Origin of the sequence: Paenibacillus konkukensis (genome assembly GCF_023523925.1) — a bacterium.
In the GTDB taxonomy this organism is placed as follows: domain Bacteria; phylum Bacillota; class Bacilli; order Paenibacillales; family NBRC-103111; genus Paenibacillus_S; species Paenibacillus_S doosanensis.
In genome coordinates this window covers 7058705-7081482 of the sequence record NZ_CP027059.1, presented here as the reverse complement: position 1 = coordinate 7081482, position 22778 = coordinate 7058705, and the positions used below count along the sequence as shown (strand labels likewise).

At 53.2% G+C, this 22778-nt stretch carries 18 protein-coding genes and 1 riboswitch; of the genes, 3 read left to right on the top strand and 15 right to left on the bottom strand.

The annotated features are described in order from the left end of the window. Positions 1–274: 274 nt before the first annotated feature. Complete coding sequence (gene thrC / locus SK3146_RS30745; RefSeq protein WP_249862361.1) at positions 275–1666, bottom strand: threonine synthase; 1392 nt, start codon at positions 1664–1666, stop codon at positions 275–277. A 223-nt stretch (positions 1667–1889) separates the two neighbouring features. Between thrC and SK3146_RS30740 the strand changes: the two genes are divergently transcribed. Next, entirely contained in the window at positions 1890–2645 is a 756-nt protein-coding gene (locus tag SK3146_RS30740) for a 3'-5' exonuclease (RefSeq protein ID WP_249862360.1), read from the top strand. 187 nt (positions 2646–2832) lie between these two features. On the opposite strand, the gene SK3146_RS30735 is transcribed toward SK3146_RS30740, so the two are convergent. The 6 genes from SK3146_RS30735 to SK3146_RS30710 all read right to left on the bottom strand — a co-directional run bounded on the left by SK3146_RS30735 (position 2833) and on the right by SK3146_RS30710 (position 12272). Then, positions 2833–3804 carry an ROK family glucokinase gene (locus tag SK3146_RS30735; RefSeq protein WP_249862359.1) on the bottom strand — a complete coding sequence of 324 codons (972 nt, stop codon included), beginning with the start codon at positions 3802–3804 and terminating at the stop codon, positions 2833–2835. A 29-nt stretch (positions 3805–3833) separates the two neighbouring features. Next, a complete protein-coding gene (locus SK3146_RS30730; protein WP_249862358.1) occupies positions 3834–5714 on the bottom strand; it encodes a heparinase II/III family protein in 1881 nt (626 codons plus the stop codon). Positions 5715–5731: 17 nt separating this feature from the next. Further along, a complete protein-coding gene (locus SK3146_RS30725) occupies positions 5732–7159 on the bottom strand; it encodes a sulfatase family protein (RefSeq protein ID WP_249862357.1) in 1428 nt (475 codons plus the stop codon). A 395-nt stretch (positions 7160–7554) separates the two neighbouring features. Further along, positions 7555–8892 (bottom strand): multi antimicrobial extrusion protein MatE, encoded by a 1338-nt coding sequence (locus SK3146_RS30720; RefSeq protein ID WP_249862356.1) that lies wholly within the window; start codon positions 8890–8892, stop codon positions 7555–7557. 377 nt (positions 8893–9269) lie between these two features. After that, positions 9270–10682: a glucuronate isomerase gene (gene uxaC / locus SK3146_RS30715; protein ID WP_249862355.1), complete on the bottom strand. Its 1413-nt coding sequence runs from the start codon at positions 10680–10682 to the stop codon at positions 9270–9272. A gap of 90 nt (positions 10683–10772) precedes the next feature. After that, on the bottom strand, positions 10773–12272 hold the full coding sequence (locus SK3146_RS30710) for a tagaturonate epimerase family protein (RefSeq protein ID WP_249862354.1): 1500 nt from the start codon (positions 12270–12272) through the stop codon (positions 10773–10775). Positions 12273–12441: 169 nt separating this feature from the next. On the opposite strand from SK3146_RS30710, the gene SK3146_RS30705 reads away from it, so the two are divergent. Further along, a complete protein-coding gene (locus SK3146_RS30705) occupies positions 12442–13290 on the top strand; it encodes a helix-turn-helix domain-containing protein (protein ID WP_249862353.1) in 849 nt (282 codons plus the stop codon). A gap of 231 nt (positions 13291–13521) precedes the next feature. Here the strand turns inward: SK3146_RS30705 and SK3146_RS30700 are convergent, their stop codons facing one another. From SK3146_RS30700 to SK3146_RS30690, 3 genes are all read right to left on the bottom strand, one after another. Continuing rightward, positions 13522–13758 carry a hypothetical protein gene (locus tag SK3146_RS30700; protein WP_249862352.1) on the bottom strand — a complete coding sequence of 79 codons (237 nt, stop codon included), beginning with the start codon at positions 13756–13758 and terminating at the stop codon, positions 13522–13524. A 43-nt stretch (positions 13759–13801) separates the two neighbouring features. Next, complete coding sequence (locus SK3146_RS30695; protein ID WP_249862351.1) at positions 13802–14524, bottom strand: peptidylprolyl isomerase; 723 nt, start codon at positions 14522–14524, stop codon at positions 13802–13804. Between the two features lie 188 nt (positions 14525–14712). Next, the gene (locus SK3146_RS30690) at positions 14713–15999 is read right to left on the bottom strand and encodes a Gfo/Idh/MocA family protein (protein ID WP_249862350.1); all 1287 of its coding nucleotides are present in this window, start codon (positions 15997–15999) and stop codon (positions 14713–14715) included. A gap of 150 nt (positions 16000–16149) precedes the next feature. Here SK3146_RS30690 and SK3146_RS30685 point away from each other — a divergent pair, with 150 nt between their 5' ends. After that, positions 16150–17025, top strand: a complete 876-nt coding sequence (locus SK3146_RS30685; protein WP_249862349.1) for an AraC family transcriptional regulator — start codon at positions 16150–16152, stop codon at positions 17023–17025. An 862-nt stretch (positions 17026–17887) separates the two neighbouring features. Here SK3146_RS30685 and SK3146_RS30680 read toward each other — a convergent pair. From SK3146_RS30680 to ndk, 5 genes are all read right to left on the bottom strand, one after another. Continuing rightward, on the bottom strand, positions 17888–19003 hold the full coding sequence (locus SK3146_RS30680; RefSeq protein WP_249862348.1) for an aminopeptidase: 1116 nt from the start codon (positions 19001–19003) through the stop codon (positions 17888–17890). 195 nt (positions 19004–19198) lie between these two features. After that, positions 19199–20044 carry a MetQ/NlpA family ABC transporter substrate-binding protein gene (locus SK3146_RS30675; RefSeq protein ID WP_249862347.1) on the bottom strand — a complete coding sequence of 282 codons (846 nt, stop codon included), beginning with the start codon at positions 20042–20044 and terminating at the stop codon, positions 19199–19201. Between the two features lie 68 nt (positions 20045–20112). Beyond that, positions 20113–20781: a methionine ABC transporter permease gene (locus tag SK3146_RS30670; protein ID WP_249862346.1), complete on the bottom strand. Its 669-nt coding sequence runs from the start codon at positions 20779–20781 to the stop codon at positions 20113–20115. Beyond that, positions 20774–21793 carry a methionine ABC transporter ATP-binding protein gene (locus tag SK3146_RS30665; RefSeq protein ID WP_249862345.1) on the bottom strand — a complete coding sequence of 340 codons (1020 nt, stop codon included), beginning with the start codon at positions 21791–21793 and terminating at the stop codon, positions 20774–20776. The genes SK3146_RS30670 and SK3146_RS30665 overlap by 8 nt, the downstream gene beginning before the upstream one ends. Positions 21794–21932: 139 nt before the next feature. Beyond that, positions 21933–22097: riboswitch (SAM riboswitch) on the bottom strand. A 206-nt stretch (positions 22098–22303) separates the two neighbouring features. Further along, positions 22304–22747, bottom strand: coding sequence for a nucleoside-diphosphate kinase (ndk, locus tag SK3146_RS30660; RefSeq protein WP_249862344.1), 444 nt, complete (start codon positions 22745–22747; stop codon positions 22304–22306). Positions 22748–22778 lie beyond the last annotated feature (31 nt).

Genomic DNA, 22778 nt, shown 5'->3' with positions numbered 1-22778 from the left:
TCCATGCCGCCGACGCGGCACCACAGACAATGGAAATGGGGTACCAAGAGTAATTTCCAGGGTAGTGACGTAATGCTCTGAAGCTTATTCCGTCCGCACCCAACCTACGCTGGATCGGCGTCTAACCCTTCCTCTGGGATCGTTCTATGGGTAGACTTTACTTTCGGGGGAGACCACGGATTTCCACAGGATATGGCTGCGCATCATTTCCTAAATAACAAAAAATCGCCCGGTAAGCCCGGGCGATTTTTCTATTTATCCATCCGTCATTTTATTAACCGAAAAACCGTTCCAGCTCGCTGACGAGCACCTGCTTATCGTTCTCAATGACCGTTTGAACCTGCGGCTTGTCGAACAGCTGCTGAATTTCGGTCGGGAACGGCTGCTCAATGTCGATGAGCGCAATCGCTTCGTTGAACTTGGCCGGATGCGCCGTGGCGAATACGACGCAAGTCTCCTGCTCCCCGCTGCAAGTTTCGTAGGCTTTTACTCCGCAGGCCGTATGCGGGTCGAATAAATAGCCGGATTGCTTGTAATATTTATCGATAATCTCCAGGCAATCCGCACCCTTCACTCCTTGGGCTTCGAAGTCGAGAGCCACTTTGCCGAGCAGCTCCGGTCCGATCTCCAGCTGGCCTTCGGCACGGAAGCGGTTCATCAGCTCGGATACTTTGTCCGGATTTTGGTCGTTCAAGTAGTACAAATACCGCTCGAAGTTGCTGGCGATTTGAATATCCATCGAAGGGCTGTACGTGCTGTAAAACTCGCCCGGTTTATACATGCCTTCTTTAACGAAACGCTCCAAAATATTGTTTTCATTTGTAGCCAGAATGAGCTTGCCAATCGGAAGTCCCATTTGTTTGGCCAAGTAGCCGGAAAAAATATTGCCGAAGTTGCCTGTCGGTACGCTGAAATTGACCTTCCCGACCGGTTTTGCTTTGGCGATTTGGAAGTAAGCGTAAAAATAATATACCGTTTGGGACAAAATGCGCACGAAGTTAATCGAGTTGATCGCGCGCAGATGATATTTATGCTTAAAGTCCACATCCGCGAACAATTCCTTGATCGACTGCTGGCAATCGTCGAAATTGCCCTTCACGGACAAGTTCAGCACATTCTCATCCTGCACCGTCGTCATTTGCAGCTCCTGCACCTTGCTAACCTTTTGATGCGGATGCAAAATGCAGATGCGGATGCCTTCTTTGCCTCTTACGCCTTGGATAGCCGCCGCTCCCGTATCTCCGGAGGTCGCGCCCAAAATATTGATAATTTCATTGCGCTTCGTAGCCACATAGGAGTACAGGTTACCCATAAATTGCAGCGCGACGTCCTTGAACGCAAAAGTCGGCCCTTGGAACAGCTCCAGCACGTACAGCGAATCGTTAATTTGCTTCAGAGGCGTTACGGCCTCGTCTCTAAAGGTGGAGTAGCTGTCATAAACGAGCTTCTTCAAATCCTCGTAAGGAATTTCATCGTTCGTATAATAAGAGAAAATTTCAAGCATTAAGTCCTGATAGGACAGCTCCTGCCATTCCTTCAGCTTCTGTTCCGAGATGTTCGGAATTTCACTTGGGATCACAAGACCGCCGTCATTGGCCAGCCCCATCAAAAAGGCATCGATAAATCCGCACTTCTCCACTTTTCCTCGCGTGCTTATATAATCCATACTAATCCCCTTCACGTATGAAAATTCACTTTATTATATCAAAAACTTGTCTAGGAATGAAGGAAAATACGGATTTTATCGACAAAACCGCGCTCCGGCGGCCGAAAAAGGCGAACAGCTCGTTTTTTTCCGAAGAAAAGACGGATAAAATCCGGACTGGCAACGAAAAACATTATAACCTTGGGTCCGAAACGTGGTATGCTTGTACGAGGAGGTGAAGTGTATGAATTATATTGTGATAGACCTCGAATTTAACGGAAGGAAGCATTACGATATTTATCCTATGGAAATTATCGAGATTGGGGCCGTCAAGCTGAACGACCGGCTGGAAATCGTCGATACGTTTCAAAGCTATATCAATCCGAATTTTTATATTAATAGATTCGCCTTGCAATTTTGCGGAATTACGAAGGAAACGCTGCACAAGAGCGCTCGCTTTCATCAGGTGATCCGGGAGTTCCGGGCTTTTTGCGGAGAGGAGTATACCATTCTTGCTTGGGGCGGCGGTGATTTCTTCCATTTATTTCTTGATTGCAAAATAAATCAGGTCAGTGGCGATTGGCTCGTCAATCTGCTTGACGTAACTTCCTTCTTCGAAGGAGGACTGCAGCAAGCGCTGGTCGAGCACGAGCTTGAACCGGTAGGGCAGCATCACTCGGCGCTGGACGATGCGCTTAACACCGCGCGGCTGCTGCAGCTTAAGCCGGATGTTATGCGTTCTGACGCTTATTTTGTTCCTAATCATTTTAAGCTATGCACGGGCGGTATCAAAAAGTGGATCACTTTATCGCTGGACAGCGCTCTGGAACAGGACAAGCTGCTCACCTGGAAACAGTTTGCCGGTAACGATAAAGCCAAAACCTACTTTAAAATCATGAGACTGGACGCCGAAGAGATTGAAATGGTCCACGAGCTGTTCACCAAATTTTTCAACATGAAATACGGAAGAAAAGCGAAAACCATGCAGCAGTTGGCTTAAGCTTAACACTTATAGCAGTTGCAGCCGTCTCGGCCCAAAACCGTCCTTTGCCAAGGACGGTTTTGCCGTATAAAGGGGACGCTTGCGGCTAAGCCCCGGTCCGGGCGGCGCACGAAAGGCAGATGCCGGGTCAAGCCGTTCGGGTCGCTTAAGGGAGAGAGCGCGAAGCAGATGGGCGCAGCTCGCCTTATGACGGCATGCCGCTTAAGCTCCTGCCCAGGCCGGCCGCGCCGATTATCCCGGCATCGTTGCCAAGCTGCGCTTGGACGATATCGACCTGCCGGCGCAAAGGCTCGGCGGCGTAGCGCGCGAACGCCTCGCGGACCGGCGTCAGCAGCGTCTCGCCGGCGCGGGACACGCCGCCGCCGATAATGAAGCGCTGCGGATTCGTCACCGCAGCCGCCATCGCCATCGACAGGCCGAGCGCATCCGCGGCCTTGCGGACGATTCGCACCGCCGCGCCGTCTCCGGCTTCGGCGTGGACGAACACATCCTTGGCTTCCAGCCGCGCCAAGTCAAGCCCGGCGAGCGTCGTGCCCTCCCCTCGCCCGATTGCCTCCCGGGCCAGCCTGACGATGCCCGTGGCCGAGGCTATCGTCTCAAGGCAGCCTCGCAGCCCGCAGTTGCAGGGGGCCGCCTCGGCTTCCGCGGCGATTCGCAAATGGCCGAGTTCTCCCGCCATGCCGCCGAACCCGTGGACGAGACGGCGCGCTTCGACGATGCCTCCTCCTACGCCGGTTCCGACCGTATAGCACACGAGATGGTTCACCCCGCGTCCCGCGCCGTGGAGCGCTTCTCCTAGCGCCGCCAGATTGGCGTCATTTTCGATGGCAACGGGCTTGCCGAACTGCTCCGACAATATGCGGGCGATCGGCACCTGCTCCCAGCCCAAATTTTCGGCCAGCGCCACCACGCCGCTATGGATGTCGACGAAGCCGGGAATCCCCGCTCCGATACCGGCTACGTCCGACCAATGACCCCCCGCTTCGTCAACAGCCCGGCGAACATATTGGTCGATGCGGCGAACCGCTTCATGCAGCCCTTCCGCTCCTCCTGTAGGCCCTTCCAGCTTATGCAGCAGCCGGCCGCCGGCATCGCATAACCCGACTTTCACATTCGTTCCGCCTATATCGATTCCCGCATACAACGCCTTCTTCATCTATCGGTCCCCTTCGAATGTGCGCGCCGTTACGCACGGAATGTAAACACATATTGTCCTGCGGCGCACCGCTCCTTCGGCTTCATGACGATGCGATATACCGTCTCTCCCCAAGCTTGCAGCAGCTTCTCGTCCGTAATGACGCGAGCCTCGATCACCGCCTCCAGTTCGCGGTTGTCGTATTGACAGACGAGTCCCTTCCCCTCCGTCGTCGGCAGCCAGATCGTTCCGTCCGCTTGCAGCCCGGGCTCACGCCCCGTCAGCAAATGGAGAGCGATCTCACCGGCTTCCGAAGCAAACCGGTATGTCTCGGTTACTTGTACGGCGGGAGTGCCGCCGCGCAGGAGAGCGACCGATCGGCGCCAATAATCCAGCCCCGCTTCCGGCGGATAGGCGCCGGCGATGTCGAGCTCAAGCGACGTTGTCTGCCCGTCATCGGCAAACCGGCAGTCGGAAGCCCGATAGCCTTCTCCGGCGCCCTGACGCACGCCCGCAATCTCGGGCAGGTTGTGATAAGAAGACTGCATCGTCCAAATATCGTACCGGTTCGGTCCGAACGTCTCTTTCGTATAAGTCTCTACACCCAGATCGATGATGCAGGGCTCTCCGTCATAATAAATAACAAACTGGCCGACATCGTTATGGTTGTGGCTTTCGTCGTTGTGTCCGCCCTTTACGGCAACATACAGCCCTTGCTCCGGGCTCGCCGCTTCCCGGGCAATCATCACCTGAATCCCTTCCAGCCACAGGCTGCGCGGATATGCCGCCGCCCGTCCATGCTCCAGCAGCTTGCTGAAATTAAAGAGCGCAGGAACTACCCGTAAAAAGGAGAAAAACTGCATCTGCTTGACTCCCTCGGTCCCCCATCGACGGGCTATCGTATAGCCCAAATCCATTAGATCGCTCTGCCCCGTACGACTTCCGAAACGATAGATCAAATCGCCTTCAATCGTCACCTTATGCGGCCCGTCGGCAAAGTTAAGCACATACCGGTCATGAATATGCGCTTTGAAAATATACGCGGCAATATTGCGGATCAGCGGCTCGCCGTAGAGATCGATCGTTCCGCCGGTGGCAACAAACAGCTGCTCAAGACAGTCGAACAAGGAACCCGCCGCTTTGTTCCAGTAGCTCGGCCCCTCGTCGCAGCCGCCGTCCGCATGATACGTAAGCAGAAAGCGGTCCAGGCTGTACGCCGCCTTTTCTACGGCCCGGATGCGCCGGTCGTCATCCTCCTCGACGAATAATACGGCGCTGAGCACGTTGGAGGTGATCCAGGTCGTCCAGTTGTACAGCTTCACCGATTCGTCGAAGCCCATCCACCACATGTCCGTCCTGCTCGCGTAAGGCTCTAAAATGCGCTCGCGCAGCTCCATTGCCAGCCTTTCTTTAACAAGCGGCCCGTAATGCTCCGTTAGCGCATCCCCCAGCAAGTAATACGTCCATGCCAGGGCGTTGCCGGTCTCGGCGGCGAACAGATCGATGTCGTGACGGGCCTTGTCGGCAACGGGAAGGCTGCGGTCATAGAAATGAAAATTATGGGCCGAGATGACCCAAGACGTCTCCTCGCATATACACCAAATGCCGTTGACGATATCGTCCAGAAAACGGCCTTTATTTTCGATGCATTCGGCTAACACGAAAGTAGTGAGCGCTCGTCTCCGGCGATGGTACGGCAGATCGTAGCGCGTCCGGTTGCCGTTTCTCCAAAACTCCATGTACATCACGGCCGTAAGCGGAGGATAGGCGAACGGCAGGCTCGCTTCCGCCTCGCGGACGATGGAAGCTTTCAATGACGCGGGAAGCTGCTCCCAAGGCTCTCTCTCTTCCAGCCGCGGAAAAGGCTTGTACTCCTCCTTGCCCAGCAGCCTCCTCTTCCAATCGTGCAGGTTCAGTTGTCGACGTATCATAGATGCACTCCTGTTCTTCAATGAGCTTTGGCTTCGGGAAAAGGAACCGGATAGTTCGGATTTACGAATCCGCTCGATTTGGGATCGCCCGTCGTGAACTCGGCAATTCCAAGCCGCTCCTTCATCCTAGCCTGAAACGATTTGGCGCGAAGCTCCGTTTCCTCCGGGTCGCATACCGAACGCAGCCTCCGTTCGCATGCTTCGAGCGCCCGTTTCGCTTCATCGCTCATCGGCACAGCCTCCGCCTGGTTGAACATTTCTTCCGGATCGTTCTCCAGATCGAACAACTGCGGCGTATAGCCGTTGAAGTGAACGTACTTCCAGCGATCCCAGCGAATCATATACATGCCGACCGGCATTCCGTGCGCGTGGTATTCGCTGAACACAAAATCGCTGCGCTCCACGTCCGCCCTGCCTGTCGCCAGTCTCCATAACGACCTGCCCTGCACCCCTTCGGGAACGGGCAGCGCAAGCGCCTCGCATAGCGTCGGGAACAGGTCGACAAGCGATACGAGCGTATCTGCCGTCGCCCCCTTTTTTACGCCGGGGCCTTTCATAATAAGCGGTATATGGGCGGACTCTTCATACATGCAGCATTTGAACCACAGCCCGTGATTGCCGAGCTGCTCCCCGTGGTCGCTCGTGTAGATGATCAAAGTGTCGTCGTACATTTCGAGCTCCTCCAAAGCGGATACGATGTCGCCGATGTTCTCGTCCAACTCCGTCGTCAAGGAGAAATAGCCTACGTGGGCTCGCCGAATCGTCTCCTCGTCCGCCGCATCGCAGCGGAAATAACGGCGCATCGCCTGCAGCGGCTCGTTGAGTTCGTCAAACGGCCCTTTCGTCGCCTCCGGGATTTGCTGCACCAGCGGATCATACGTATCCCAATGCTCCTGTTTGACGAAGAACGGAAAATGCGGATGGGAAAAACCGACGTACATAACCCATGGAGCCGCCTGAACCTTTCTTTGCTTCAGCCACTCGATCGCTTCATCCCTTATTCGCTGATCGTTCGTGCCTTTGCTGCGGATGCCGATGTTCCGGTAGCGCTCCTCCACCTTAGGCTTCGGCTCGCAGGTATCCCGGAAATAAGCGCCGGTATCAATATTTCTACGGAATCCCGGCCTTGGGGCAATCAAACCTTCATAATGTCCCTCCGGATGAAAATCAAGCTTGCCGAAGCTGTGCAGCTCGCGCCCGTGCTCCGCCAAATAAGCGGAAATCCCTTTCACTTTACCGTCATAAGGCGTAGCATTATCCCAGGTCCCCAGCTCATTCACATACTTGGATGTAAAAAAACTCGCCCTCGCCGGAGTGCACACCGGACAATTCGTATAGCAATTCGTAAATCGAGTCCCTTCGGCGGCAAGCCGGTCCAATACGGGAGTCTGTACCAAGGGGTGGCCCGAGCAGCCCATTACCTCCTGGGAATGCTCATCAGACATGATAATGACAATATTCATTAGCGTAATCCCTGCCTCTCGTCGGTTAACGCCTGTGCGGCGTCGCTTAGAGTCCAGTACCGTTTTTCGCAAACATTATGTAAAGGCTTCCATTAGATCATAAAACGGCGCCTAACTATTGTCAATATTTTAACATAAGATAACTCTACATATTTCGTAACATGTTTAAATTGCAGGTTGCTTTGTTTAAAATTAAACTTACAATTTATAAGCTTGAACGAAAAAAGGCCGATATACGGCCTTTTTTCAATCGCCTCCCTCATTCGGCGGTATGAATTTGTGAAAAATCTTCATTCTAACCGTTGAGCAAACATCTAATAAATTTCTTTCGTAAACATTTCAACAAATGTTTGCAGACTCGTCAGTTATCACTGCCTTCATTCGCGGGAAAAGCGGAGCACATACAGTACGACGGCGAATTCTCCCGCCAAGCCGAGCGATTGCGCCAGCGCGCCGACAGATCCGCCCCAACCGGGCACCTTCCATACGAGCAGCAGCAGAGCCAGCAGCGTTACCAGCACATTGGCCGCCTGCGACCACACCATGCAGCGGGTTTGCCCCTTGAGCATCACGATACCGTTGCAGTAATCGAGCCACGGGAATACCAGATTCATGATCATAAAAAAGCGCAGCGCACGCAAGCTTTCGCTCATCAGCTCCGTCCCCGCCCTCACTCCCATCACTTGCTCCAAAAACCAAGGGCCTGCCGGCGTGTAGGCAAGCACGGAAATCAATAAAGCCGGGCATAAATTCATCATCCAAGCGAATTGATACACTCTGCGCGCATTGACATTATAGAAGTTAAGCACAATCTGATGCATATAGGAGAAGAAGCTCTGCATCAAGTGCGCGAGATTGACCGCAATCGCGAACGAAGCGATCGCCAGCTCCATCCTTCCCGTTTTTCCGAGAAAGGCGTTAATCGCAGGGTCGATGAGCACGGCAAGAAAGGAAGAGTACATCAACGGGCGGTAAAACCGGAAGATAGGCCCCTTATCCGCGATCGGATGGCCTTCCAGCTTCTCGGGAATGACGCGCTTCAGCAGCGACCTTCCTTCCAACACGCTGATGAGGCACTCGATCGCCATGCCGAGCAGAAAAATCCACGCGCCTACCGCTCCGCTGCTTACTTTGTCCGTGGCTACAAAGTAAGCGGCCGCCATAAACATGCCGATAAGCCGAATCCCCATCCCGATCGTAAGCCATTTCGTGCGCAGATTATAAATAATAATGCCGTGAAACAAACAGCGCACGCCGGAGAAGATGATGACGATATTGAGCAGCCGGAATATATCGACAATCTCCGGCACTTGCTCCGCCGCCGCCCCGAACCCATGCAGAAACACCCAGGGCCCGAGCGGAGTATAGCCGATCGCCGAGCCGATGATAAAACTGCACAGCAGCAAATAAACGGCGATGGACGACATCGCGCGAAACGAAACCCGGTCCCGCACCAGCGCGGAGCATGTCTGTCGCAGCAGAATGGCCGGCCGTTCGATCACGTCCATTAGACTCATCGCGATCGTGTAGCTGGCGATGAGCAGCTCGGGATGCGCGGAGCGGGCCAATGTCCCGTTAATAATGACATGCGAAATCATGACCAGGCTTGCCGACGCGCCGAGCGGTACGAAGAAGGCCAGCAGCTTGCGAAACGGCAGCGGCTGAAGCTGATGTATCTTAAGACCCGCCTGAGGCGGTGCTTTACTTATTTCCATACATAAGACTTCCTTTCTAGAAGCGTGGTGAAAAAAGAGCGGAGAGGCCAATTGAATCTGGAAAAGCGCCAGCGGTCGCCTTTGTAGACGGATTTTCCCCGCGTGAGGGGTTAACAATGAAAGAAATCCGGCTGCAACAGCGAGCGGAAACCTCTATCGACCGCAGGCCACGACGAAATCACCACCCTGCTAGAAGAGGGTCGGAAAAGCCGCGGCTCCGTAATCGCAGTTCGGCTGGTTACTCTTACCCTATATTCCATAGCCTCCTGCCCGAGTCCTTCTCCGCCACGGACAAATCCGTTCAACCAAAAATAAGCCCGGCATATCTTATAGATACACCGGACTTATTGGCTCTATGATGGAATGCTCATCATCAATTAGGAAGAGAACTGGAAGTACTCGTCCGCGTTGTTGTACGAAATATTGCGAACCATGTCGCCGAGCAGCTCCAGGTCGTTCGGAGCTTCGCCGTTCTCCACCCATTCGCCGATCAGATTGCATACGATGCGGCGGAAATATTCATGTCTCGTATACGACAGGAAGCTGCGGGAGTCGGTCAGCATGCCGACGAAGCGGCTGAACAACCCGAGGTTCGAGAGAGCCTTCATTTGTTCGATCATGCCGTCCTTCGTATCGAGGAACCACCAAGCGGAGCCGAGCTGAATTTTGCCCGGAATGCCGCCGCCTTGGAAGCTGCCGATAATCGTGCCGAGCACATAATGATCCTTCGGATTGAGCGAGTACAGAATGGTCTTAGGCAGCGAATCGTCGCCGTCGAGAGCGTCCAGCAGTCTGGCCAGCGGGGAAGCGAGCGAGCTGTCGTTGATCGAATCGTATCCCGTATCCGGGCCGAGCTTGCCGAACATCCGGCTGTTGTTGTTGCGCGCCGCGTTGATATGGAACTGCATCGCCCAGCCCAGTTCGGCGTACAGCTTGCCGAGGAATACGAGCGTATACGTTTTATACTGCTTTTCTTCTTCAAGGCTGACGGCTTCGCCTTTCAGCGCCTTGGCGAAAATCGCTGCCGCCTGCTCCTTGGTCGTTTCCGCATAAGCGACGTAATCCAGCGCATGGTCGGATACGCGTCCGCCTACGGAGTGGAAGAAGCGCACTCTGGATTCCAAAGCCGCCAGCAGTTGATCGTAGCTGCCGATAGCTTGTCCGGCAACCTCGCCCAGCTTCGCTACCCAAGGCAGGAACGTCGCGCGATTGATCTCAAGGCCTTTGTCCGGACGGAACGAAGGCAGCACAAGAACGTCGAAATCTTTGATTTCTTTAATTTTAATATGATATTCCAGCGAATCCGTAGGATCGTCCGTCGTACATACGACTTTGACATTGGACTTTTTGATCAGGTCTCTCGCGCCGAAGCCTTCGCCGCTTAATTGAGCGTTCACTTTTTCCCAAATGACAGGAGCGTTTTTCTCGTTGATCAGATCGTAAATGCCAAAGAAGCGCTGCAGCTCAAGATGGGACCAATGGTACAGCGGGTTGCCGATCGTTTGCGGAACGGTTTTGGCCCAGGCCAAGAAACGGTCGTAGTCGCTTGCTCCTTCGCCGCCGGTAACGAATTGCTCCTCGACGCCGTTCGCTCTCATCGCTCTCCATTTGTAGTGATCTCCGTACAGCCACGCTTCCGTAATGTTCTTGAACGTTTTGTTCTCATAAATTTCCTGCGGGCTCAAATGGCAGTGATAGTCGATGATCGGCATATCCTTGGCGTAATCGTGGTACAGGCGGACGGCTGTTTCATTGGACAACAGGAAGTTTTCGTCAAGAAATGGTTTCATGGGACATCCTCAATCCTCTCTTGTGGAAATAGTTCGAATCAATGCCTAAGCCGAAACATGCTACGCACGCTCCGGCTTGAAATGGGCGGTTTACTTGCCGAGCAAGTCCAGATGCTTGCCGATATGGGAAATCAGCGATTGCTCGAACGCTTCTTCCTGATCGCTCAAGGTGCTGTAGAACTCGTCCTTAAACAAGGATTTGCCTTCCGCATCCTTCGCTTGCAGCAGGATACCGTAAGTAATATGGATCAATTGGCGCGCATTGTCCTCGTTCATATAAGTATCGGCCAGATCGGCGTCGGCCACTTGATCGAGCGGCGCGATTTTGCTCAAATCGGTTGTTACATGGTAGTAAGCCGTAGCTTCTTCGAAGTGCTCCAATGCGTGCTGGTGCATTCTGCGGTACAGGCCCGGATTCACTTTGGCTACCGTTCTTACCGCTTCGAGCCAGTTCGTGCCGGCCGTTTTCACGTGGAAGCGGCCTTTGGTATGTTTGCCGATGATCGGGAACACGCTGAATTTGTCGCTGCCCGAGTGAATGCTCAGCTTGTAGCCGAAGTCGTCGGCGATGCCGGCATGAATGATCAGCTCTTTCTCGAATTGCTCGATGTCGCCGATGTAGTCGATGCCTTTTTGGAATTCGCCGATAAAGCGCGGCGCCATGCTGTAAATCGTAAGTCCGCGGGCATACAATTCCTTAGCTACAAGGAAATGCGATTCCGGCGCGGTCGGCGTAGCCGTCTCGTCGATCGAAATCTCGAAGTCGATTTCGCGGTCGGCGGTTTTAATGTATTTGTTGTAGATATGCTCCATGAAATCGATGGCAGGTCCGTAGATCAGCACGTTTTTGGCCAACGTTTCTTGGTCGAACGTTACGGAAGTTCCCGCAATCGTGAATTCCTGATTCAAATAACGGGATTCGTAATGCTTGCGCACGTCTTCGGGCAGCGCGGCGTATTTGGCCGCTTGCTCCGCGGCGGACAGCCCTTCGATCGAATTGTCGATATATTCGGAGCAATCCAGCGTCAGCATCGTGAAGCCGAGACCGAGCGCGAGCTCGATGTCCGCTTCTACCTTCAAGTGGTCGCCGTCGGCGCCGAAGCCGTCCTTGTAGCCTTCCTGGAAAGCGGCGAAGCAAGCGGCGTCGACGACTTGCTTGTAATCGCGTCCCGTCAAATTCAGCTCGCGGATACTTTGCTGAGCCAGAATCGGACGCACGTTTCTGCCGCGAACCGTCTTAATATGGCCCGGCGAAGCGATGCCGAGACGGTCGCCGAGACCGATCGTCGCGATTTGCGTACCGAATGCGCGAGGCACGGTGTAATCGAAATATTTATTAATAACCAAACGGTTTTCATGAGTCAACGGGCAAGCTTTCACTCCGCCTTCTACGCTGCCTTGCAGCTCGTCGAACAGCGGGCCTTCGCCTACGGCCAAAATGTACTTCGTTTGGTTGTCCTTAATCATAACCAGCTTAACATTGCCGGATTCCGACAATGAATGCGGATACACTTTGATACCTTCAGAAGCGCTGATATTGCTAACGTTGCCCTCTTTCACTGCTTGGGCGATCGTCTGATACTTGCTCATGAAAAAAGCCTCCTTGATTAATGTGATACTCCGATCATAACGCAAAATCATACCATTATCTTCGCCAATTTTGCCTATTTTCCACAGACCTATGCATATCTTGCTATGAAAAAGTATCATTCTCTGCTACAATGAGAGAAATCTTGAAATCGGGAAGTGATCGAGCCATATGAGCGAAACGGTATCCCTCACCTACGGTGCGGAAGAAGGCGATTTCTATATACAGCACATCAAGCGAACCGAGCCTTTCGAAAGAACAAACCATTACCACGGCACCTACGAGATTTATTATTTACTGTCCGGCCAGCGCAACTATTTTATTAAAGACCGATCCTATATGATCGCACCGGGCGACCTCGTCTTCATCAACAAGCATGACGTTCATAAGACGTCCGATGTCGGCCAGCCGGGCCATGAGCGCATCGTCATTAATTTCAGCGATTCGTTCATCGGCACCGATCATCCGTTCTATCATCCTTCGCTGTTCGGCGTATTTCAGCAGCCTGCCCATGTGCTCAGTCTGAATTTGCAGGATCAGATTTTCGTGCAGACGATCATGAACAAGCTGACCAAGGAGCTCAACGAGAAGCAGAACGGATTCGAAACCTACATTAAACTGCTGCTCGTCGAGCTGCTGCTGTTCTCAAGCCGTTACGCCGAACGTTACGAATCGGTTCCCTTCGAGCACGCCAGCCCGCTGCACAAAAAAATATCGGAGATCGTCCAACACATTAACAGCCATTACCAAGAGCCGATGACGTTGTCGGGAATCTCCGAGATGTTTTATATGAGTCCTTATTACATGAGCCGCGCGTTCAAAGAAATTACCGGCTTTACGTTTATCGAATACGTCAACATGACCCGGATTCGCGAGGCGCAGAAGCTGCTGCGGGAGTCGAACCGCAAAATCATCGACATCGCCGACAGCGTCGGCTTCGAGAATATCGCCCATTTCGGGCGCATGTTCAAAAAGCTGACCAAGCTGACCCCGCACGAATATCGCAAGCATCAGCAGTAATGCCTGCCCGCTCGCCTCGCTGACGCGACGAACGGGAGCATCGGCTAAGGAGACGCAAGCGCTGCCTGCCGCGAGCTTCCGATGCTTCTGGAGAGTCGCGCTGCAATGACGTCGACGGCGCAAGCCGAAACCGTCTTCCGCTTGCTCGCTCGGCGGGGATTCCCCTCGTTACTAGGGTACACGAGGAGGAAGCTTCTCCCCGCGCAAACGGAACCTTGGCGAAAATCCTTCTTACGCCCGCTCGTCCGGCTCCTTCAACCCGGGCATACGCGCCTCCAGTCTGGTAATCAGCTCTCCGTAAATATCCCGCAGCTCGCCGATCGTTATAAGCTCCGGCGTATTCGCTTTCTCTTCAGGGGAATGCTGCCGCAAAACTGCGTCCATCCCGTCATAATTGAATTTCAAATCTTTGTACGTTTGCTCCAGCTTCTCCAAAATAACTCCGATCAATGCTACGTACTGCTCCAAGCTTCATTCCACCTTCTCTTTTTGGCGCGGCGCCCCGACGCTATTAGGACGCATCCTTTTCCACGATATCGACGGACCGGATCGTCACTGCTTCCACGGGAGCGCTCTCTTCGCCCGTCTGCTTCTGCTTGCCGACCGGCGTGGCCGCAATCGCCCGCACCGTATCCATTCCGTCCGTAACCCGGCCGAAAATCGTATAATTCGGCATTTGATTCAAATAATCGCTGTCCGGTCCCGTACAGATGAAAAATTGGCTGCCGTTCGTATCCGGACCGGAATTGGCCATCGCAACGACTCCCGGCTCATAGCGGAACGGAGAATTCAGTTCGTCCTTGAATTTGTATCCCGGACCGCCGGCTCCCGTACCTGTCGGGTCGCCGGTTTGAATCATGAACGATTGAACGATCCGATGAAACGTCACATCGTTATAGTAGCCTTCGCGCGACAGAAAAACAAAGTTATTGACGGTCACCGGAGCCTCATGCGGGAACAGTTCGATCGTAAAGTCGCCTTTGTTCGTGTGAACCGTCGCCTCGTATGTTTTCGTCTCATCGATAGTCATCTCCGGAGGCTGCGCGTAAATCTTACTGACAGCCGGAGCTTCCTCAACCGCCTCTGTTCCATCTTCCCCTGCCGAGCCGTTAGACTGGCTTGACGAATTGCCCGCGCCTGCCGGGCTCTCAATCCCGTATCCCTCTCCTTGCTCTACTGCGCCGCCATCCACGCTGGCATAATGGATAAGTCCTGCCACGATCAGTAGCGCCATTAAGAAACCTTGTCCCACCTGAATTCTCCTCTCAAGCTCTTAAGAGCGTATCCTATCAATTCCATCTTAAATCTCCCTTCCAATCATTTCAAGACTTATGCCGCCGATCGATCCGAGAGCTAAACGGCAAAAAAGCGCAAGGCTGCCGTAACTCGCGCAGCCCTGCGCTATGAATGATCGAGTAATAATTAGTCGAACGACACCAGATTGGCCACCTGCACCGGAAGACCCGTGCGAAGCGACTGGTTGCCCGCAATGCCGGTAAGGATCGACATCGCTCCGTCCACATGCGAAGCCGCGCGGTTGAAGCGGTCCGGAGCTTTCACGCCGAACAAATCGTTCAGGAGCACCGGATCGCCGCCGCCGTGGCCGCCCTTCGTTTCCTCAACCTTAACGTCATACGGCGCGTCGAACATCGGGAATACGGTAATTTTCTTCCCTTTCACCGCTCCTTCGAGCGCTTGCTCGCCGCCGGAATTGACATAGGAAGACTCCACGACGTTCATTTCGATGCGGCCTTTGCTGCCGTTGAAGCAGACGCGGAATCCTTCCCAAGGCGCATAAGCGTACAGCGAGTAAGTCAGAATCGCATTGTTGCGATATTTGACCATGACGCCCATCGTGTCCTCGATATTGATGCCGTCGCCGAAGACGCTTTGGTCGCGGAAGTAGCCGTCTTCTTTTTCCGCATCGAGATACATCGATTTGAGGTTCTCATTTTCCTCCAAATGCAGCGCGAACGGATCGTTCTTGGCATACTCGCTGCCGTAAGCGCGGGAATAAAACTCGGTGACGCCGCGCTTCTCGGCGTTTTCGCGTCCGTAGAACATCAGATCGCCCAAGGCGAATACCGTCTTCGGCTGCGTGCCGAGCCAGAAATTGACCAGATCGAAGTGATGCGTCGATTTGTGCACGAGCAAGCCGCCGCTGTTGCGCTTGTCGCGATGCCAACGGCGGAAGTAGTCCGCGCCGTGCTTCGTGTTCAGCAGCCATTCGAAGTGAACCGAGTGAACGTCGCCGATGGCTCCGTCCATAATCAGCTCGCGGATTTTCGTATTGTGCGGAGAATAGCGATAGTTGAACGTGACGCGTACGTTGCGGCCTGTCCGTTTGATCGCATCGAGAATTTCCTGGCATTTCACCTCGTCGACCGTCATCGGTTTCTCCGTAATGACGTCGCAGCCAAGCTCCATAGCGCGGATAATGTACGTATGATGCGTGCGGTCCACCGTCGTTACGATCACGATATCCGGCTTCTGCTCCTCGATCATCCGGTCGAAATCGCTAGATTTATAAGTAGGAAGCGGTCCAACGCCGAACGGCTCCAGTTTTTGGTTGGCTACATTCATCCGGGTTTGGTTAATATCGCAGAAAGCGACCAATTCGGATGTTTCTTTATAATCGCGGGCGATGGAAGTGTAGAAGAAGCTTGCTCTTCCTCCCGTGCCTACGAGTGCATAACGTTTACGTGACATCTATATTTCCTCCCTTGTCTGTGTTATTGTGAGTATAGCGCAATAAATATACGAAAACAGCACGAAAATTGCTTACATTTTATTTTTTCAACATATTTTGCACATTCTATCATTCCGCTTCTATCGGACTCTTAAGGAGGTCGCCAGAATATGAAACCGCTGCCGCCCCAAGGCACGCTGCCGGAGAAGGGCTTTTCCTTCTCCGAAAAAGACGGCTTTCATCTGCATCATTCGATACGCACCGATACGTTCAACATGAAACAAAATCATTCCCATGATTCGTACGAAATTTATTATATGCGCGCGGGCGAGCGATTTTATTTCATTAAAGAACGGTCATATCATGTGAAAAAAGGCGATCTGGTGCTGATTCAGCCTAATGTGCTGCATAAAACGATGGAAGCCGGCTCCCCGCAGCATGAGCGGATATTAATCAATTTCCGCGATTCGTTCGTGGAACCGGTTCAGTCGATGCTGCCCGGGCTGCTGAACGTATTCGAGGAAGGGCCGGTGCTTCACCCGGATGCGCGCGAGCTGATCGCGGTCGAATCGGTTATGGAGAAGATGCTCCGCGAGCAAAAACAACAGGAGAGCGGCACCGAAGGCTATATGAGGCTGCTGCTGGGCGAGCTGCTGCTCATGATTCAGCGGCATATCGAGCAGTCGGACAGCCGCAGCAAAGTATCCGATCATCCGACCACGCTGCACCGCAAAGTATCGGATATCGTGAAATATATTAACGAGCATTTCCGCGAGCCGATGTCGCTGAAAGGACTGTCCGCACATTTTCATATCAGCCCGTATTACTTGTGCCGCATCTATAAAGAAGTAACCGGGTTCGGCGTCATCGAGTACGTGAACAGCCTGCGCGTGCAGGAAGCTCAGCAGCTGCTCAAATCGTCGCGCATGTCGGTCACCGACATTACGGAGAAGGTCGGCTTCGACAGCAGCACCCATTTCGGCCGCATCTTCAAATCGGTATGCGGCATGTCGCCGCTGCAGTACCGCAAATGGGCCGGCAAGTAGCTGGTTCGCTTTGAAAACGGATAGAAAATAGGAGTCGAACCGTTTCTACTTTTAACGGACATGAGGGAGCTAAAGTCGTCGCAAACGGATGCTTTTTAAACGTAACGGACGTCATAGCGCTTACATAGCTCCGAATTGCTTTCTAAGGCGGCATTGTCAACAAATAGCTGCATCTGTGTCCGTTAGAAATCCAAAATGGCCGATAGGGTAGATATAACGGCCGCTGTGTCCGTTGCGAGTGTACTGCGTTAGTGCTCGCCTTTGCAGACGGATTTTCTCTTAAAAAATCGGCGACAACCATTCAAAATTACAACAGCGATTGTAAGATCAAATGGCATCGCAGCGGATTGTTCCATCACCCTTTTAGAGGGTCCGTTGAAAAAACAGCCGTCGTCAGCGAAGGCAATCCGGAGAAGCGCAGCGTTCACTTTTGTCCCCGGATTTCAAGCCTATCAAGATGACGAAGTCATCCCCTTCTCTGCGGGAGGGCTCCGCAAAAAGCGCAGCGGGATGCCCACGGCGCACGGAAGCGGAACAAATCCCCCAAAAGCCATCCATGCCGCTACGCGGCACCACAGACAATGGAAATGGGGTACCAAGAGTAATTTCCAGGGTAGTGACGCGATGCTCTGAAGCTTATTCCGTCCGCATCCAGCCTAAGCTGGATCGGCGTCTAACCCTTCCTCTGGGATCGTTCTATGGTTAGACATTACTTTCGGGGGAGACCACGGATATCCACAGGATATGGCTGCGCATCATTTCCTAAACAACAAAAAAGACCGGACCGCATCAAGCTGCAGTTCCGGTCTTGCTTCGCTCTATTCGGCAAGCGGCCGTCGCCGCTTCCATTCGTTCGACGCCGCTACATCAGATATTCCGGGTTCAGCTGCTCCAGCTCCGCAATGACGAAGCGTCCATCCTTACGGATCAGCTTGTCGTCGAAGTACAGTTCTCCGCCGCCGAACTCAGGCCGCTGGATGAGCACCATATCCCAGTGAACGGAAGAACGGTTGCCGTTATCCGCTTCCTCATAAGCGTTGCCCGGGGTGAAATGAATGCTGCCGTCGATTTTTTCATCGAACAATATATCTTTCATCGGATATTTGATGTACGGATTCACGCCGATCGCGAATTCGCCTATGTATCTTGCGCCGTCGTCGGTATCGAGAATTTCGTTCAGCTTCTTCGTATTGTTGCTTGTCGCTTCAATAATTTTGCCGTTTTCGAACCGCAGCACCACATTCTCGAACGACGTTCCCTGATAAATCGTAGGGGTATTGTAGGACAATACGCCGTTAACGGATGTTTTCACCGGTGCGGTAAACACTTCGCCGTCGGGGATATTATTTTTGCCTGCACAAGGAATCGCCGGAATATCTTTGATGGAGAAGGTTAAATCCGTGCCGGGAGAGACGAGGCGCACCTTATCGGTACGGTTCATCAGGCTGACGAGCGCTTCCATAGCGCCGCCCATTTTGCTGTAATCGAGATTGCACACCTGAAAGTAAAAATCTTCGAACGCTTCGGTGCTCGTATTGGCAAGCTGAGCCATCGAAGGATTCGGGTAACGCATCACGCACCATTTGGTATGATTGACGCGCTGATCGGTCACCGGCCGCTGGTACTCGGTTACGTAAAGCTTCATCTGCGCTTCCGGCACGTCCGACGTTTCCGTAATATTGCTGCCGCTGCGCATGCCGATATAAGCCTGCATCCGCTTCATCCGCTCAAGCTCCAGCTCCTTCAGCATTTGGAACTGCTCCTTCGTGCCGTGCAGCATCAAGCTGCGGGTAACGGCGGGATCGCGCAGCTCGATATGCGGATGCCCTCCGGCCGCATGCACTTCCTCAATGAGACATTTGGTCAATTCTTGATCGGGCAGGCCGATCATTTCCAGTAAAATATGCTCGCCGGGCTGAAGATTTACGGAATAGCGGATCAAATTATGCGCAAACACCTTTAATCTCGGATCTCTCATCGGTCCATCACTCCTTATTATTAGAAAAAACGCTGCACCTCGCAGGGCCGCCGCTTCCATCCTGTAACACCTGTCTGCATAACAAATGTAACCAATTTCACGTAAAACTTCAAACCCCGCTCACGTCCCGACGAACGAACATACCGAAAAGAGACGGGCGTCTGTCAAGGTCCCGTCTCTCTCGCCTGCTCCTGCTTAAAACGCCGGCACAACCGCTCCGTTATATTTGCTGTTAATGAATGTTCTTACTTCCTCGGAGTTCAAAGCTTTGGCCAGCTTCTGGATCGCATCGGAATCTTTGTTATCGGGGCGGGCGACCAAGATGTTCACGTAAGGCGAATTGCTGTCTTCGATGAACAGCGCGTCCTTGGTCGGCGTCAGCTTCGCTTCAAGCGCATAGTTGGTGTTGATCAGCGCCAAGTCGACTTCGCCCAGCACCCGCGGCAGCATCGCGGCTTCCAGCTCCTTGATGTTCAGCTTTTTCGGATTGTCGACGATATCTTTCACCGTACCGTTGACGCCTACGCCGTCTTTCAGCTTGATCAGCTTGTTTTTCTCCAGCAAAGCGAGCGCCCGGCCTCCGTTGGACGGATCGTTCGGAATGGCGACGGTGGCGCCGTCCTTCAGCTCGTCGATTTTTTTAATCTTCTGGGAATAGCCGCCGAAAGGCTCGATGTGCACGCCGGTTACTTTCACCAGGTTGAAGCCTTTGTCTTTGTTTTGCTGCTCCAGATAAGGCGTATGCTGGAAAAAGTTCGCGTCCAGCTGCTTCTCGGCCACCTGCACGTTAGGCTGCACATAATCGGTAAATTCCTTAATTTCCAGATTGACTCCCTGTTCCTTCAATTTCGCCTTCACCGAATTCAAAATTTCCGCGTGCGGCACGGCTGTCGCTCCGACCTTCAGCGTGACTTCCTTCGCCGCCCCGCCCGCTGCCGCGCCGTTTGCAGAAGACTCGGCGGGAGCCGCCGGCTTCGAGCCGCAAGCTGCCATCGTCAAAGCAAGCACAACGGATAATACAGATACCATTGCTTTTTTCATAAGTATGTTCCCTCCGCCAATCCATGTATTTGTTTATATAAGAAACACGTCTATAGAAGGACGCCCTTCTATTTCCGCTGATAACTCCGTACGAGCCGGTCTCCAAGCATTTGCAGCACTTGAACGAGCACGACCAAAATAACGACGGTCACGATCATCACGTTCGTCTGAAACCGCTGATACCCGTAGCGAATCGCCAAATCCCCCAGCCCTCCGCCCCCGATGACTCCGGACATAGCGGTATAGGAAACCAGCGTAACGGCCGTAATCGTAATCGCTGCAATGAGCCCCGGCCTCGCTTCCCGCAAAAGCACCTTCCCTACAATCTGATTGTAAGTAGCCCCCATCGACTGGGCCGCTTCAATGACGCCGCGGTCCACTTCTCTAAGCGAAGTCTCCACCAATCGGGCAAAGAACGGCGCCGCCCCGATGACCAGCGGAGGAATCGCGCCGGGCACGCCGATCGAGGTGCCGACCAGCAGCTTCGTAAACGGAATGATCACAATCATCAAAATGACGAACGGAACCGAGCGAAGCACGTTCACTACGAAAGATAAGATACCGTATAATGCCTTCTGCTGCAGCAGCTGCCCGCCCGAGGTCAAAAATAACAATATGCCCAGCGGCAATCCGATAAGCACGGTAAAAAACGTCGAAGCGCCCAGCATCGTCAAAGTATCGAGGCAAGCCCGGCCAATCTCCTCCCAATCCAAATCCCAAAAAGACGGCTTATCCAACGGTCAGCACCTCCACATCAAGCCCTTGATCCCGCAGCGCCGTCAAAGTCCTGTCCGCTTCTTCGCCGGCGGCGTGAAGCTCCACGATCAATTGGCCGTAAGGCGTATCCTTCAAGCGGGAGATCGTCCCTTGCAATATCGCAAACGGCACATTCATTTCTTTCATCGTTTCATAGAGCACGGGTTCGTAAGTTTGCTTGCCGATGAACGTAATTTTCACCTGCGTCCGCTTCCCTCTTTCCTTGTCGATGAGTCCGGCATAAGCTTCGGAACCGTCCGACGCTTGCGCGACAAAGTCTTTGGTCGTGCGGTGCTGAGGCTTCAAGAAGACGCTGGCGACGTCCCCCGATTCGACAATCATTCCGCCGTCCAGCACGGCCACCCGATCGCATATGGCGCGTATCACCTGCATCTCGTGGGTAATAAGCACGATCGTAATATGAAGTTTGCGGTTAATTTCCAGCAGCAGCGCAAGAATCGATTGCGTCGTTTGCGGGTCCAGCGCCGATGTCGCTTCATCGCATAACAATACCTTCGGATTCGTCGCCAGCGCACGCGCTATGCCTACCCGCTGCTTTTGGCCCCCGGACAATTGAGCGGGATGCTTATCGGCATGATCTTCCAGCCCGACGAGCCCGATCAGCTCCTTCACGCGCCGCTCCGTCTCCGCCTTCGGCTGCTTGGACAAGCGCAGCGGAAAAGCGATATTGTCATGCACCGATAACGACGACAGCAGATTGAAATGTTGAAAAATCATTCCGATCGAGCGCCGCCGCTCCTGAAGCCGATGATGAGGCAACGACGTAATGTCCGTTCCGTCCACCATAACTTGACCCGATGTCGGCCGCTCAAGCAAATTGATCGTGCGGATCAGCGTGCTTTTCCCGGCTCCCGAATGCCCGATAATGCCGAAAATTTCCGCTTTGCGCACCGTCAGATCGATATCCTTCAATGCTTGAACAACCCCTGCGCCGGAGCCGTACGTTTTATTAATTTGCCGTAACTCAATCATCGCTTTCACCTTCTTTCCGTTTCACGAGGCCCCCAAAGTGCATCCATCCTATTTATGTGAACTAAGGCGGCCGCCCCTTTCCTTAACGACAAAAAAACCCTGAACGCAAGCGAACAGAGTTGGTCTTCATTCGTGCGTCCTCTCATCTCCCGGAACCCGCTATGCGCGCTCCGAAGGAATTGGCACCGGACTTCCACGGATGGTTCCGCAAATGGCACGCATGACATCGCGCACATTCGGTCATCCTGCTGGAACGGTTGCCGGGCTTCATCGGGCCTTATCCCTCCGCCACTCTAAATAAGAAGTACATTTTTTCGTATGAAATTGTAAGCCTTGCTTAGTGTAATCCATTCTCGAAGTATATGTCAACTTACTTTTATTTACATTCTATTTCTATCAAATAATGATTAATTCTAGTAAGTACATCTTTTTATTATTAATCTTTGGTTAATAATAGTTTAGCTCCCGGCTCCGAAGAACCGGGAGCTTCCCATTGTTGCAGCCCGCCGCTTACAGCCATTTTTGGATGACATGATCGTAGACGACTAGCTCCTCCGGTTTGAAAAAGAGCGCAATTTCTCGCTCCGCGCTTTCCGGCAAATCCGAGCCGTGAATGACGTTGCTCTCGGTACGGACGGCAAAATCGCCGCGAATCGTACCTGGAGCCGCCTCCGGCGGTCTCGTCTTGCCCATCATCGAACGGGAGAGGGCCACAATCTGTTCGCCCTGCCATACCATCGCAAACACGGGGCCGGAGGTAATGAAATCGACCAATTCCCCGTAAAAAGGTTTGCTGGCATGCTCGGCATAATGGGTTTGCGCCAGCTCCTCCGATACTTGCATCAGCTTCGCGCCGATCAATTGAAAACCTTTATCTTCGAACCGTTGTACGATCTTTCCGATCAATCCGCGCTGTACCCCGTCCGGTTTCACCATTAACAATGTTCTTTCCAACCTGCAGCACCTCGCTTAGCCATCATCTGTA

Excerpts from the sequence above, each read along its gene's own strand:
- thrC (WP_249862361.1), bottom strand. The coding sequence starts at position 1,666 with ATGGATTATATAAGCACGCGAGGAAAAGTGGAGAAGTGCGGATTTATC.
- SK3146_RS30740 (WP_249862360.1), top strand. The coding sequence starts at position 1,890 with ATGAATTATATTGTGATAGACCTCGAATTTAACGGAAGGAAGCATTAC.
- SK3146_RS30735 (WP_249862359.1), bottom strand. The coding sequence starts at position 3,804 with ATGAAGAAGGCGTTGTATGCGGGAATCGATATAGGCGGAACGAATGTG.
- SK3146_RS30730 (WP_249862358.1), bottom strand. The coding sequence starts at position 5,714 with ATGATACGTCGACAACTGAACCTGCACGATTGGAAGAGGAGGCTGCTG.
- SK3146_RS30725 (WP_249862357.1), bottom strand. The coding sequence starts at position 7,159 with ATGTCTGATGAGCATTCCCAGGAGGTAATGGGCTGCTCGGGCCACCCC.
- SK3146_RS30720 (WP_249862356.1), bottom strand. The coding sequence starts at position 8,892 with ATGGAAATAAGTAAAGCACCGCCTCAGGCGGGTCTTAAGATACATCAG.
- uxaC (WP_249862355.1), bottom strand. The coding sequence starts at position 10,682 with ATGAAACCATTTCTTGACGAAAACTTCCTGTTGTCCAATGAAACAGCC.
- SK3146_RS30710 (WP_249862354.1), bottom strand. The coding sequence starts at position 12,272 with ATGAGCAAGTATCAGACGATCGCCCAAGCAGTGAAAGAGGGCAACGTT.
- SK3146_RS30705 (WP_249862353.1), top strand. The coding sequence starts at position 12,442 with ATGAGCGAAACGGTATCCCTCACCTACGGTGCGGAAGAAGGCGATTTC.
- SK3146_RS30695 (WP_249862351.1), bottom strand. The coding sequence starts at position 14,524 with ATGGCGCTACTGATCGTGGCAGGACTTATCCATTATGCCAGCGTGGAT.
- SK3146_RS30690 (WP_249862350.1), bottom strand. The coding sequence starts at position 15,999 with ATGTCACGTAAACGTTATGCACTCGTAGGCACGGGAGGAAGAGCAAGC.
- SK3146_RS30685 (WP_249862349.1), top strand. The coding sequence starts at position 16,150 with ATGAAACCGCTGCCGCCCCAAGGCACGCTGCCGGAGAAGGGCTTTTCC.
- SK3146_RS30680 (WP_249862348.1), bottom strand. The coding sequence starts at position 19,003 with ATGAGAGATCCGAGATTAAAGGTGTTTGCGCATAATTTGATCCGCTAT.
- SK3146_RS30675 (WP_249862347.1), bottom strand. The coding sequence starts at position 20,044 with ATGAAAAAAGCAATGGTATCTGTATTATCCGTTGTGCTTGCTTTGACG.
- SK3146_RS30665 (WP_249862345.1), bottom strand. The coding sequence starts at position 21,793 with ATGATTGAGTTACGGCAAATTAATAAAACGTACGGCTCCGGCGCAGGG.